Raw genomic sequence first — 12,189 nt, 5'->3', positions numbered from 1 at the left:
GGCGGTTTATTGGGCCGGGAGTGACCCCGCGTTGCAGTTTCAGAGCGGTTCCGGGCGCATCTTCACCGAGCGCAGGGAACGGATCAGCGCGACGGCGGTGACGGAGCCCGCCGCCATAATGGACGCCAGCACCACCACCTGGAACCGGCCCGCTTCCAGAGGTGATGCACCGCCGAAGATCGCACCCACGAACGCGCCGGGGAGGGTGACAAGGCCGGTGGTTTTGGTCTGGTCGATCGACGGGATCAGGGCGGCATGGACGGAGAAGCGGGCCTGGGTGAGGGTTGCGCGGCGCGGCTGCGCACCCAGTGCCAGCCAGCCTTCCACCTCGCTCCACTGGTCCCGCACAGCCTCGAAGAACCGGCGCCCGGCCAGTACGGCGATGCTCATGCAGTTGCCGATCACAATGCCGCCCACGCCAGGACATACCGCGGCGTGAACTCGATCGCCCCGGTGCCGAACACCACAGCCAAGGTCACCAGGATCCCCAGCGCCATGGTCGCGGCCACCGCCGCGAACCGCCGCCGGGACCATGTGAGCCGGCGGGTTGCCGTCACCACGGCCACCGTGAACATGACCAGCAGCGCCACCGCCACACACAGAGGATCGTTGATGATGCCGCCCAGCACCAGGCTGATCAGGGCCAGCTGCGCCGCCCCGCGGAGGATGGCAACGGCCGGGGCAACGAACGACGGCGTCCGCGAGCCCCAGAGCACAGCCACCGTGAGTGCCACCAGGATGGCGAGGGCCACGAGGGTGGGCACCAGGGCGGCAAGGTCAGGCATCCTGCCAGCTTAACCGCCCGGAAACTTAGCCTTGCCCGCGCCCCTGAAGGAGCGAGTGCGCTTCCAGGGTGCTTAGAGCGGGAACCGGGAGCACTGACCTTTCCGAAGGTGAAGTGCTCAGCCCGTCCAGGGCAATCCACAGATACCGCCGGTGGAGCTCTCCCACATCGTCCCGGATGCCGGCCGCCGCCCCGTCCTGCACTGTCACGGAAATGGCGGCGAGTCCCACTTGCAGCAGGACCAGATCCGTTCCTGTGACGTCGGCGCGGAGTTTGCCGGCCTCACGCGCCCGGTCCGCCACCTGGTTGACCAGCGGGGCGAGGCGGTCGCGTTGCCAGTCGTGCTGTTCAGGCCGGAGGCGGCGGCCCGAAAGCATCTGGGCCATCCCGCGGTCACGCGTTTGGACCGCCAGCGACCGCTCAAGGTAATACACCAGTCCCTGCCAGGGGTCGGGGTCGGCGAGTGCTTGGTTCAGGATGGCTTCCAGTTCGTCGATCTGCTGCAGCCAGATCGCGTCGATCAGCTGATCCTTGTTCGCGAAGCGCCGGTATGCAGTTCCGACGCCGACCCCTGCATGCCGGGCCACATCGTTGAGCGTCGCATCGAACCCCCGCTGCGCGAAGAGTTCCCGGCCGGCGGCGAGCAACCGCTCCCGGTTCCGCGCGGCGTCCTTCCGCATTGTCTGGTCCGTCATACGGCCATTCTACAAGTGGATCAAGAATATCCGCTTCTGCTAATCTCTTAACCGGATAACTTGTATCCACTTATCCAGAACAAGGAGTAACTATGCCTGTAGGAGCGATTGCGCCCGCAGCTACTGCTGAAAGAGAGCAGGCGCCGCAGCGTCCTGCCTGGGGTGCCGTCTGGGCACTGGCGTTGACAGTGACCACCCTCAACACATCGGAAATGCTCCCGGCCAGCCTGCTGACACCGATGGCCAACAGCCTGGGCGCCAGTGAAGGGCTGATCGGCCAGTCTGTGACGGCCACGGCGCTCCTGGCTATTGCCACCAGCCTGCTGGTCGGGCCGCTTACACGCCGGTTCGACCGGCGCACCGTGCTGCTGGTGGTGGCTGCAGCACAGGTGTTGTCGAACCTGGTGGTCGCGTTGGCACCAAATGCAGGGCTCATGTTGGCGGCGCGCCTTCTGCTGGGACTGACAGTGGGCGGCGTCTGGGGCCTGTCGGCTTCGCTGGCCCTGAGGCTGGTTCCGGCTACGGGGGTTTCGCGGGCGCTGTCGATCATCTTTGGCGGCGGGTCCGTGGCGATGGTCGCGGCTACGCCCATCGGCGCGCTACTGGGCGGCCTCATCGGTTGGCGGGGTGTGTTTTTCGCCGCCGCGGGGCTTGCTGCCGTCGCCGTGCTCGCCTTGGCGCTGACCTTGCCCCCGCTGCCCTCGCGCGCGGCCGCTGCATCGTCGGGCCTTGGAGTCGCCTTCCGCTTGCCTGGCCTTATGGCCGGAATGCTGGGAGTGGTGCTGCTCTTCGGCGGCCAGCAGACGTTCACAACCTATCTGCGGCCGTTCCTGGAGGCTGTGGGAGGCGCCGATACCAACGGGGTGGCGTTTGCCCTGCTCGTGTTTGGTGCAGCGGGTTTCCTCGGCACCCTTGCCGCTCCGGCTTTTCTCAAGCGGAGTGTCCGGCTTGCCCTTACCGGTTCGGCCGGAGCCCAGGCGATTTTCCTGGCATTGCTCTTTATGTTTGGGGGCGGGTCACAAGTCATCACTCTCGGCTTGATCGCCCTGTGGGGCTTCGCAACAGGAACGGTAGCCGTCGGGTGGTCCACGTGGCTGGCGGCAACCTATCCTGCGCACGCCGAGAGTGGCGGCGGAATCCTGGTCGCTGCCATCCAGGGCTCCATGATGCTCGGTGCCTTGGCCGGTGGTGGGCTCATCGACACCGTCGGAGCAACCGCGCCGCTGCTCGCCGCCGTCGTAATTCTCGTGGTGGGTGCAATCCACACATGGTTGGCCCTGCGGAAAGCGCCAGGGGCACGAACCGGTGGTTGAGCTTGTCGAAAGCCCGAGGGCTTCGACAGGCTCAACCACCGAAAGACCCTAGGCCATGGTGCTGAAACCCTCGGCGAGGTTCTTGGGGCCCTGGACAATGATCTGGTCGTCGTCGTAGAGGACCGTCTGCGCCGTGGTGTGGGTCCAGGCAGTCCCCGGCCGCTTCACTGCCACGATGGTGATGCCGTACTTGTCCCGCAGCCCGAGCACCCCCAGCGGCCGGTCGCGTGCTTCGGAGGGAGGCTGGGTGCGGATCATCACGAAGTCGTCCTCGAACTCCACGTAGTCCAGGATGGACCCGCGGACCAGGTGCGCCACCCGCTTGCCCATGTCGTGCTCGGGCCGGATGACGTTCGCGACGCCCAGCTGGCCCAGGATCTCGGCGTGCGGTTCGCTGATGGCCTTGGCCCAGATCTGCGGGTGCTTGAAGGTCAGCAGGCGCGAGGTGGTCAGGATACTGGCCTCAAGGTCGGTGCCGATGCCCACCACCACGCGGTCGAACTCGTGGACGGAGAGCTGCCGCAGGACTTCCTCCTTCGTGGAGTCGGCGCGGACCACGTGGGTGAGCAGGCCGTTGTAGGACTGCACGATTTCCTCGTTGCTGTCGATGCCCAGCACGTCGGTTCCCTGGGCTTCAAGCTCCAGTGCCAGCGAACCACCAAACCGGCCCAGGCCGATCACAGCCACGGAATCCGCCTGCGCCACGCGCCCGGCTCTGCGGGAGAACAAGTCCTTAGCCAATGAGGGGCCTTTCCTTCGGGTATTCGTACATAATCGGTCGGCCGCGGACGGCCAGTGCGGTGCCAAGGGTCACGGGGCCAAGGCGGCCGATAAACATCAGCAGGATCAGCACCACCTGCCCGGCCGGCGGCATCCCGGCGGTGATACCGGTGGACAGGCCCACCGTGGCAAAGGCGGAGACCACTTCGAAGAGGATCCGCTCCTGCCCGAAATCGGTGATCAGCATGAGGAACATCGTGGAGCCCACAATGAGCGCGATGGCCAGGAGCACCACCGTGATCGCCTGGCGGTGCACGGCCCGGGAGAGCCGCTTGCCGAAGATGTTCACCGCGGTGCCGCCGCGCAGTTCGGTGGCCAGGATGAAGAACAGGACGGCGAAGGTGGTGATCTTCAGGCCGCCGGCGGTTCCCGCCGGGCCGCCGCCGATGAACATCAGGATGTCCATGCCCATCCAGGACACGGGGTGCATCTGCGCGATGTCGATGCTGTTGAACCCGGCCGTGCGGGTGATGACGGACTGGAAGAACCCGCCCAGGATGCGGTCGCCGGGCGGGAGCCCGCCCAGGGTGGCGGGGTTGGTCCACTCGGCGGCCGTGAGGAAGGCCGTGCCACCGGCCAGCAGGACGGCGCTGCCCACCAGGACCAGTTTGGTGTTCATGCTCCAGAAAACGGGCCGGTACTGCCGCCGCAGCTCGAACAGGACGGGGAAGCCGACCCCGCCGATGATCACACCGCCGGCGATCGGCAGGCAGATCCAGGGGTCGCTGACGAAGCCCATGAGGTTGTCCGAGTACAGCGCGAAGCCGGCGTTGTTGAACGCGGAAATGGAATGGAAAACCCCGTGCCAGAGCGCTTCCCAGGGCTGGTAGCCGTAGCCCACCATGAAGCGCAGCATCAGGATCAGTGCCAGTGCGGTTTCCACGATGACCGTGATGAGGAAGACGCCCAGCAGGACACGGCGCACGTCGCCAAAGCCGTGGCTTTTGGTTTCGGCGGCGGCCAGCATCCGGGAGCGCAGGCCCAGCCGGCGGGCCATCAGGACCCCCAGGAGGGTGCCGAAGGACATGACGCCGAACCCGCCCACCTGGATCAGCGCCAGGATGACTGCGTGCCCGAATCCGCTCCAGAACACCGGAGTGTCCACGGTGATCAGCCCGGTGACGCAGACGGCGGACGTGGCCGTGAAGAGGGCTTCCATCAGGGACGCGCCGCCGTCGCCGGCTTTGGCCACCGGCAGCATGAGCAGGCCGGTGCCCACGGCAATCGCCAGCGCGAAGCCCAGGACAATCACCTGGGCGGGATGCCGGGGAACCAAGCGCCGGACCAGCCGTTGCAGGGTGGACAGCTGCCGCTCCTGGAAGGCTGCGGCGGACCGGCCGTAGCCGGAAAGGACCGTACTTGGCTTTTGTCTCCGGCGGCGCGGGGCAGGGCTTCGCTGGTAAGCCTTCAGGTGCATAGGCGTCACGTTAGCACCACAGCGGACGACGCCGGCGCCACCGTCCGCGGTCAGCGACGGCGGCTGCCGTCCCGGCTTAGCTTCAGCCAGCCCTCAGGTCCGGCTGTCCGTGCCCTGCTCTTCCTTGTCCGCTTTGTCCGCCGTTGCGCCCGGGGAGGTCCCGCCGTCGTCCGGCTTAGGGGCGTCGTCCTTGTGGCGGGCTTCCTGGAGGTGGTGCTCCAACTTCTCTTCGGCGTCGCGGCGGCGCTGGCCGACGGTGCGCATCTGTTGCGTGGTCGGGGAGGTGTGGGCGTGCAGGTGCTGCCCGTGGGTCCCTTCGTTACCGCTTGTGTTGTTGTTCATGAGGAAATCCTTGCACTGCGGGTCTGCGTCAGGAAGACCTGCTGATATCGCACCCATCCGCCCGGGTTCCGGCTCCGAACTACTTGCAAGGTTCTGTCGCCGCGCGCTGCCGCGCGGCGCTGAAACCCGGGTCCGTGGGTTCTTCAGCAGGAGGTTTACAGATATGAGTGTGCCGAATTGCCGCCGTTTCCTTTCGGAATGCATCACCCGTGACCCGGACAAGCAGCCGGGCCTGCGCGAGGACGAGGTATACGGGCTGTACCTGAGCTGGTGTTTCCTCAATGCCGAGGAGCCAATTGCCAGCGCCTCGCTGTGGATCGCCATGCGCCGGCAAACCCGGGTTGAGCCGCACGTCCGCGGCGGCCAGCTGGTGTGGCCGGGGCTGTCAATGACCGGTCCTGCGGCGGTGGACTACATCTTGTCGAGCCAGCCCAGCTTGGTGTGACCCCAAAGCTGCCCGAAGGAAAAGCAAAGAAGGCCGGGCTGGACCCGAAGTATTCGGATCCAGCCCGGCCTTCGTTCTGATCGCTCAGTTTTACCGGAGTTCGATGTCCAGTGCCTGGAAGTCGTCGGCGGCGTGGCGGCCCACCAGCAGGCGGAACGTGCCCTGCTCAAATTTCCAGCCGCCGTCGTAATGGCCGAAGGACCGTGCCGGGATCCGCACTTCCACGCTTTCCGTACCTCCCGGCGCCAGGTGCGTTCCCGCGTAGCCGGCGAGCCAGCGGACGGGGCGCTCCACGGCGGAGCCGGGGCGGTCCAGGTACACCTGCACCGTTTCACGGCCGGTGCGCTTGCCAGTGTTGCGGACCGGTACGTGCACCACGACGTCCTCTCCGGCGGTTACGTACTGGGGCGCGTGGGCTGTTCCCAGTTCGAAGGTGGTGTAGCCCATGCCGAAGCCGAACGGCAGGGCAGGAGCGGCGCCGCCGGCAGCTTCCTGCTTGAGCCAGGCCCGGTAGCCAACGTGGATGCCTTCCGAGTAGACCACCTTGCCGTCCACCGGTGTGGTGTTCGATACCGGAACGTCCTCCAGGGCTGCGGGCCAGGTGGTGGGCAGGCGGCCGCCAGGCTCTTCGACGCCGAGGAGGATGTCCGCGATGGCACGGCCGAACTCCTGGCCGCCGAACCAGCCGAGCAGGACGGCTCCCACCTTGTCGAGCCACGGCATGAGGACCGGCGAACCGGAGTTGACCACGACGACGGTGCGCGGGTTGACAGCGGCAACAGCTTCGACCAGTTGGTTCTGCAGGCCGGGAAGGTCAAGGTCCTTGCGGTCAAAGCCCTCGGACTCGATCGCGGCGCTGGTTCCCACCACCACGACGGCAACGTCCGCGGCCTTTGCCGCTTCCACTGCCGCGTCAATATCGGCCTGGGGGTCCTCCACGACGGTCTCCTCGCCCAGGAGGATGGCGGTGAACGGGATGACCTGCTGCTTGGGCAGCTCGTAAACGGCCTCGATGCGCACCGCTTCGCCCGCAGCGGTTTCCACGGGGTGGACGGTCTTGGGCGGGTCGAAGAGCGCGGCGCCGAGCACGTCGGTGTCATCCTCGATCCCGCCGTTAAACACTTCCTCGCCCTGCAGCGAGAAACGGATGTGGCCCACCGTTCCCACGCCCAGGTGATGGATGCCTGCCGTGGGGGCAGTCCAGTCAGCTTCCATGCGGATGGCGGCGGCACCCTCCGGGATCCCGACGCCGAACCAGATCAGGTGGGACGCGAGCCGGTCCTCACCGGAAATTTCCGAACCGTCCTCGGACAGGAAGGTCACCCGCAGGCCGGGAACGCCGGAGACGGGGTTGTGCAGCGAGGTGCGCGGGAAAGCCTGCAGGCCTTCGGCTACCTTGGCTCCGCGGGCGTAGCTGACGCTGACGCTTTCCGGCAGGGCTTCGCGCAGCCCCTCCAGGGGAGAGACGGTGTACTTGGGCATGACGGTGGCGCTGCCGCCGCCCTGCGTGCGGGCCTCTTCGGCGTTGTGGCCGCTCACTGCAACGCTGGCAAGGGCTGACGGGTCAAGGGGCAGGAGTCCGTCCTTGTTGCGGACCAGGACGGCGCCCCGGACCGCTACTTCACGGGCGACGGCGGCGGCGTCGAGGGCCGGCGGAAGGTCGGCCACCGCGGGGGAGACGCCTTCAAGCGATCCGACGCGGGCAGCCAGGCGGAGGATGCGGATGACTTTTTCCAGGATGGCGGCGCGGCTGACGCGGCCGTCCTCGACGGCTGCGAGCAGTTTGGGTCCCCAGTGGCCGACCGGGCCGGGCATCTCGAGGTCCTGGTGGGCGTTGGCCGCTTCGACAGACCGCACGCCGGTCCAGTCCGAGACAACGACGCCGTCAAAGCCCCATTCTGTGGACAGAGGGGTCTTGAGGAGGTCATTCTCGCTGGCCGTGGTGCCGTTGATGGAGTTGTAGGAGCTCATCACCAGCCAGGCGCGTGCTTCGGTGATGGCGTCTTCGAAGGCTGCGAGGTAGAGCTCACGCAGCGGGCGCTCGTCCACCACGGAATCGACGGTGAAGCGGTCCGTTTCGGCCTCGTTGGCCAGGTAGTGCTTGGGTGTTGCCCCGATGCCCATGGACTGCACGCCGGCCACGTAGCCGGCGGCCAGGGTTGCGGTGAGCCGGGGGTCTTCGCTCATGCACTCGAAGTGCCTTCCGCCCAAAGGTGAGCGGTGCAGGTTGATGGTGGGGCCAAGTACGGCGTGGACGCCCTTGCGGCGGGCTTCCTGGCCCAGGACCTGGCCGTAGCGGCGTGCAACGTCCACGCTCCAGGTGGCGGACAGGGCGGACGACGACGGCAGGGAGACTGAGTCGTGCCGCTCGTCGAAGTCTTCACCACGGACCCCCGACGGGCCGTCGGAGAGGACGACGCGGGAAAGGCCGATGGAAGGAAGGGCGTGGGTTGCCCAGACATCCGCGCCCGTCAGGAGCTGGATCTGCTGTTCAAGGGGGAGGCTTTCGGCCAGTTCGCGGATGCGTGCTTCGGCGTCGGGCGAACCTGCGGGCGGGGCAGTTACGGCAGGGGACAGGGTGGGGTTCATCTATTTGACTCCTTTGATGCGGGTGACGAGGACGGCGCCGATGATGCCGACGACGGCCCCGCCGATGAAGAGTGCGGGGTAACCGCCGAGGGTGATAACGGGGAACGCGATGGCCGGCACCAGGGACTGGGGCAGTGCCTGGGCGATGTTGAAGACACCAAAGGTTTTCGCGTTCTCGCTCTGGTCCTTGGGCAGCAGGTCGGTGATGAGGGCAACGTCCACGGCTCCGAAGCAGCCCAGGCCGAGGCCGGTGATTGCCTGTCCCACCAGGACCTGGTCGGTGGTGGTGCTGGTGGCGATGACGACCAGGCCGAGCATCACGATGATTGCCGAGGCGATGACCATAGCCTTGCGCTTGCCGATGCGGTCGCTGATCCAGCCTCCGGCGAGGCTGGTGAGGACGGTGCCGGCGGAGTTGACCAGGGTTGCCTGGAAGACCAGGGCGGTGACATCCGCTTCGGCGACCTTGAGGTGGTCGATGAAGAAGTACGGCAGGTAAAGCAGGCCCGCGCAGTACCCGATGTACACCAGGAACTTGGTGAACCAGGCCCACCCCAGTCCGGGGTTGGTGCGGGGGTCGAAGTAGAACGAGCCCGCGATCTCCTTCAAGTTCAGCGGGGCAGGCTTCTCGGTCAGGACCCGGTCTTTGAACGTGAAGGCAAAGGCGATGGCCACCACGGTGCCGATGATGCCGGGCACCACTGCCATCTGCAGTGCGTTATCGAACAGCTGCGCAAGGAATGCGGCGGCAACCAGGCCGAGGGGAAGCGTCATGCCAATCAGGCCGGAGAGACGGCCGCGTTCGGTGGGGCCGGCCTGGTCAGGAAGCGTGGCAACCAAGGCAGAAAGGGCGGCATTGAAGCCGAGCTGCGTAAACAGCCAGGCAACCAGCACCCCGATGACATCGGTGGCCGAACCCAGGAAGAACAGCGACACGAGCCCCACCAGGGAACCGCCAACAATCCAGGGCTTGCGCATACCGAACCGGGATGTGGTGCGGTCGCTCAGCCTCCCGAAGAACGGGTTGGCCAGCAGCGCTGCCAGGGCGCCGACGCCGGCCACCAGGCTCAGGGCGCCCGCCCGGGTTTCCGGGGTGGTGATCTCGGAAACCTTGATGGCCAGCACCACAAGCGCCGGAGCCAGCACAGCCATCCAGAGCCCGGCGCTGGCGATGGGCATGCCGATGACGTAGGCACGGGGTGCCTTGACCGGCGAGGGGGCGCCGGTTCCGGCGGTGGTGTCTGCTGTGCTGCTGCCCAAGGCACCGCTGGCCGGAGATGCAGCGGGATCTTGGGAAATGGTCATATCGGCCACATTGCCTCCTGATGAAAGCGACCCTCCGTTGGGCCGTGAAAAGGATCATATACACAAAAACCAAGTAAGACTAGGTTTTCGGGGGAGGCGTGTGAAATAAACTGTCGTGATGCCGACATCAAAGCCGCGTGGCCAGTACGCCAAAGGAGCGGAGCGCCGGGAGCAGATCATCCAGACAGCAACGGATGTCTTCGCCACTGAAGGCTTTGAAGGTGCGGCGCTGAAAAGGGTGGCCGAGCTCGTAGGTGTTAAGGAAGCCACCCTGTTCCACTACTTCAGGGGCAAACAGGAGCTGCTGACTGCCGTCCTGTCCGAGCGGGACCGGCGGGTCCTCAATACTGCCGATGACGCCAAGACAGGACTCCGGCTGCTGGCGCCCGTCGCAGAACGGAACCGCAACGAACCCGGACTCACCACGCTGTACGCCGTGGCCTCAGCGACGGCCAGCGACCCCGGGCACGACTCACACCCGTATTTCGAGGACCGCTACGCCATGCTTGTGACGGAGTTGGGCGAGGACATCCAGCGCCGCCAGGATTCGGGTGAAGTGCGCAACGATGTTCCCGCGCAGGCACTCGCGAGGCTGGTCATCGCAGCCTTTGACGGACTGCAGCTGCAATGGCTCTACGACAAGAAGGTGGACATGGCCGGCGGCCTGACCCAACTCACCGACATCCTCATGAAGCCGCCCTCCGGGAAGTAAACAGCTACCTCTTAGTCCCTGTTCCGCTGCCTTTCGGCCTCCTTGCGTTGCTTTTCAGCTTCCTCCTGTGCCTCTTCCAGCAGCTTTTCGGCCTCCTTCTGCGCCTCCTCGCGCTGCTTCTCAGCCTCTTTTTGCGCCTCTTCGAGCCGCTCCTGTTCGTCCTTGGTCAGCGGCCGATCGGTTGCAGGGGGCGTCGGCGCCGGTGCCAGGGCTGCTTCCAGGTCACTCCTGATCGTGCTGATGGCCGCCTCGATCCGGGCCTTCCGCTGCTGCGAGACCTTGCCCTGCTCCGTAGCGGCTGCCACGTCCCGGTTCAGCTGCTGAAGCTCGGCCAGCGCCGACGGGAAGTCCTGTGCCGCAGCCAGTTCCTTTGCCGAGGCCACGCGCGTCTGCAGCTGGCCGGCCACCGCAGTGTCCAGGTCAGGCGCAGGAGAGCATCCCGACAGCAGGGCCGCGCCAAGGCAAGCGCCAAGGACGGCGGTCGTCAGCTTTCGGCGGGGATGGCGGTTCATGGCCTGACGCTTTCTTCGAGTTCCTTGAAGTGCTCGCCCAGCTGCCCGGGGATCGCCGGTCCCGGATCCACCGGCGCGGGCTGCGGCCGCTGGAGGGACGTCAGCAGGACTGCCCCGAGGATGAGAACGACGACGGCGGCAGCGGCCAGGATCCCCAGGCGGCGGCGCCGCATGGGGCCGGGTTTGTCCCCGAGACGCTTCCGGGCAGGCTTCGGGTGTGCCGAGGCAGGTGCCCGCGCCGGTAACTGTGGGGCAGGCTGCCAGGACGTGGCGTTGGTGGCCTGGCTGTCGGAGAGGACGGGCAAGCTGCTTCCCTGCGCGGCAGGGCTCCCCGCCACGCGGTACCCGGCGTCACCCGCGTCCAGGATCCGCGTGGCCGGGTGGGACGATGCGACGGCAGTCGGAGCCTCGCCTGCTCCTCCCGCCGGCACGCTCCAGCCGGCCGTTCCCAGTATCCTTGCCACCTCCGCGGCATCCGGCCTGTCCTGCGGGTCCAGGGATGTCATGCCGGTCAGCAGCGACTTCCACTGCGGGCCAAGGGAATCGGGAACGTCCGGGAGCCGGGAGAGCCGTGCCACCGCGGCTTCGAGCGGAGGCCCGGGAAATGCCACCGTCCCCGTGAGGGCCTCCAGCAGCACCAGGCCCAGCGAGTAGATGTCCGCCGGCGGTCCCACCGTGTCCCCGCGGGCCTGCTCCGGACTCAAGTAGGCCGCTGTTCCCGGAACCATGTTGGTGGCGGTGAGCCGGGCGCCGTCGAGCATTCTTGCAATCCCGAAGTCGGCAAGCTTGGGCCGCAGCGGGGAGTCTGCCGCGTAGCGGGTCAGCAGGATGTTCGCGGGTTTCACGTCGCGGTGCACCACGCCGCGCTGGTGGATGTAATGCAGTGCTTCAGCCAGTTCGGCTCCCAGCCGCGCCGCTTCGCCCCCGGCCAGCGGCCCGGCTGCGAGGTGGCGGCGAAGGTCGGTTCCGTTAACAAGTTCCATGACCAGGAAGGGCACTTCCCTGTGGCCCCGGAGCAGAGTGCCGGTGTCGAAGAGTGTGACCAGGCCGTGGTGGTTCAGCTGGGCGAGCATCCGGGCTTCAGCCTGCTGCCGGGCCAGTTCCTCGGGGTCGGTGAGGTCCTCCCGGAAGATCTTCAGGGCCACCTCCCGGCCTAAAACCACGTCCGTCCCGCGGTAGACGCTTCCCATGCCGCCGTGGCCAAGGACTTCCTCCACCCTGTAACGCTCGCGGAGGATGGTGCCGGCCAAACCGGTATCCGTATGTTCGGTCATGGTTGATGCCTTCCGTCCAGC

General features: G+C 66.7%; 11 protein-coding genes and 1 pseudogene. 3 read left to right on the top strand and 9 right to left on the bottom strand.

Features of this window, described 5'->3' with window-relative positions; genetic code table 11:
* Positions 1–39 precede the first annotated feature (39 nt).
* Positions 40–785, bottom strand: a pseudogene (locus ACZ9BC_RS13955) (ABC transporter permease).
* Positions 786–810: 25 nt separating this feature from the next.
* On the bottom strand, positions 811–1,479 hold the full coding sequence (locus ACZ9BC_RS13950) for a TetR/AcrR family transcriptional regulator (protein WP_476246422.1): 669 nt from the start codon (positions 1,477–1,479) through the stop codon (positions 811–813).
* A 92-nt stretch (positions 1,480–1,571) separates the two neighbouring features.
* Between ACZ9BC_RS13950 and ACZ9BC_RS13945 the strand changes: the two genes are divergently transcribed.
* Positions 1,572–2,792 (top strand): MFS transporter, encoded by a 1,221-nt coding sequence (locus tag ACZ9BC_RS13945; protein WP_476246421.1) that lies wholly within the window; start codon positions 1,572–1,574, stop codon positions 2,790–2,792.
* Between the two features lie 48 nt (positions 2,793–2,840).
* Here the strand turns inward: ACZ9BC_RS13945 and ACZ9BC_RS13940 are convergent, their stop codons facing one another.
* The 3 genes from ACZ9BC_RS13940 to ACZ9BC_RS13930 form a co-directional block, all read right to left on the bottom strand.
* Positions 2,841–3,533: a potassium channel family protein gene (locus tag ACZ9BC_RS13940; RefSeq protein WP_476246420.1), complete on the bottom strand. Its 693-nt coding sequence runs from the start codon at positions 3,531–3,533 to the stop codon at positions 2,841–2,843.
* Complete coding sequence (locus ACZ9BC_RS13935) at positions 3,526–4,989, bottom strand: TrkH family potassium uptake protein (protein ID WP_476246419.1); 1,464 nt, start codon at positions 4,987–4,989, stop codon at positions 3,526–3,528. Before ACZ9BC_RS13935 ends, ACZ9BC_RS13940 begins: the two co-directional genes overlap by 8 nt.
* A 93-nt stretch (positions 4,990–5,082) precedes the next feature.
* Positions 5,083–5,331: a hypothetical protein gene (locus ACZ9BC_RS13930; protein WP_476246418.1), complete on the bottom strand. Its 249-nt coding sequence runs from the start codon at positions 5,329–5,331 to the stop codon at positions 5,083–5,085.
* 163 nt (positions 5,332–5,494) lie between these two features.
* On the opposite strand from ACZ9BC_RS13930, the gene ACZ9BC_RS13925 reads away from it, so the two are divergent.
* Positions 5,495–5,776, top strand: a complete 282-nt coding sequence (locus ACZ9BC_RS13925; RefSeq protein WP_476246417.1) for a hypothetical protein — start codon at positions 5,495–5,497, stop codon at positions 5,774–5,776.
* Positions 5,777–5,866: 90 nt separating this feature from the next.
* Here ACZ9BC_RS13925 and ACZ9BC_RS13920 read toward each other — a convergent pair whose 3' ends face one another.
* Together ACZ9BC_RS13920 and ACZ9BC_RS13915 are read right to left on the bottom strand one after the other, a co-directional pair.
* Positions 5,867–8,365 (bottom strand): beta-glucosidase, encoded by a 2,499-nt coding sequence (locus ACZ9BC_RS13920; RefSeq protein ID WP_476246416.1) that lies wholly within the window; start codon positions 8,363–8,365, stop codon positions 5,867–5,869.
* Positions 8,366–9,670, bottom strand: coding sequence for an MFS transporter (locus ACZ9BC_RS13915; protein WP_476246415.1), 1,305 nt, complete (start codon positions 9,668–9,670; stop codon positions 8,366–8,368). It lies immediately after the preceding gene.
* A 118-nt stretch (positions 9,671–9,788) separates the two neighbouring features.
* Here ACZ9BC_RS13915 and ACZ9BC_RS13910 point away from each other — a divergent pair, with 118 nt between their 5' ends.
* Positions 9,789–10,382: a TetR/AcrR family transcriptional regulator gene (locus tag ACZ9BC_RS13910; protein ID WP_476246414.1), complete on the top strand. Its 594-nt coding sequence runs from the start codon at positions 9,789–9,791 to the stop codon at positions 10,380–10,382.
* Positions 10,383–10,393: 11 nt separating this feature from the next.
* On the opposite strand, the gene ACZ9BC_RS13905 is transcribed toward ACZ9BC_RS13910, so the two are convergent.
* Complete coding sequence (locus ACZ9BC_RS13905) at positions 10,394–10,894, bottom strand: hypothetical protein (protein ID WP_476246413.1); 501 nt, start codon at positions 10,892–10,894, stop codon at positions 10,394–10,396.
* Positions 10,891–12,168, bottom strand: coding sequence for a serine/threonine-protein kinase (locus ACZ9BC_RS13900; RefSeq protein WP_476246412.1), 1,278 nt, complete (start codon positions 12,166–12,168; stop codon positions 10,891–10,893). Before ACZ9BC_RS13900 ends, ACZ9BC_RS13905 begins: the two co-directional genes overlap by 4 nt.
* Between the last annotated feature and the right edge of the window lie 21 nt (positions 12,169–12,189).

Source organism: Pseudarthrobacter sp. TE3704, from assembly GCF_056279405.1.
The sequence above is the reverse complement of the archived record's forward strand: the minus strand, read 5'-3'. Positions and strand labels throughout refer to the sequence as shown.

What these genes read in the sequence shown, in the direction of transcription:
- ACZ9BC_RS13950 (WP_476246422.1), bottom strand. Translation starts at nt 1,479, where the DNA reads ATGACGGACCAGACAATGCGGAAGGACGCCGCGCGGAACCGGGAGCGG.
- ACZ9BC_RS13945 (WP_476246421.1), top strand. Translation starts at nt 1,572, where the DNA reads ATGCCTGTAGGAGCGATTGCGCCCGCAGCTACTGCTGAAAGAGAGCAG.
- ACZ9BC_RS13935 (WP_476246419.1), bottom strand. Translation starts at nt 4,989, where the DNA reads ATGCACCTGAAGGCTTACCAGCGAAGCCCTGCCCCGCGCCGCCGGAGA.
- ACZ9BC_RS13930 (WP_476246418.1), bottom strand. Translation starts at nt 5,331, where the DNA reads ATGAACAACAACACAAGCGGTAACGAAGGGACCCACGGGCAGCACCTG.
- ACZ9BC_RS13925 (WP_476246417.1), top strand. Translation starts at nt 5,495, where the DNA reads ATGAGTGTGCCGAATTGCCGCCGTTTCCTTTCGGAATGCATCACCCGT.
- ACZ9BC_RS13920 (WP_476246416.1), bottom strand. Translation starts at nt 8,365, where the DNA reads ATGAACCCCACCCTGTCCCCTGCCGTAACTGCCCCGCCCGCAGGTTCG.
- ACZ9BC_RS13915 (WP_476246415.1), bottom strand. Translation starts at nt 9,670, where the DNA reads ATGACCATTTCCCAAGATCCCGCTGCATCTCCGGCCAGCGGTGCCTTG.
- ACZ9BC_RS13910 (WP_476246414.1), top strand. Translation starts at nt 9,789, where the DNA reads ATGCCGACATCAAAGCCGCGTGGCCAGTACGCCAAAGGAGCGGAGCGC.
- ACZ9BC_RS13905 (WP_476246413.1), bottom strand. Translation starts at nt 10,894, where the DNA reads ATGAACCGCCATCCCCGCCGAAAGCTGACGACCGCCGTCCTTGGCGCT.
- ACZ9BC_RS13900 (WP_476246412.1), bottom strand. Translation starts at nt 12,168, where the DNA reads ATGACCGAACATACGGATACCGGTTTGGCCGGCACCATCCTCCGCGAG.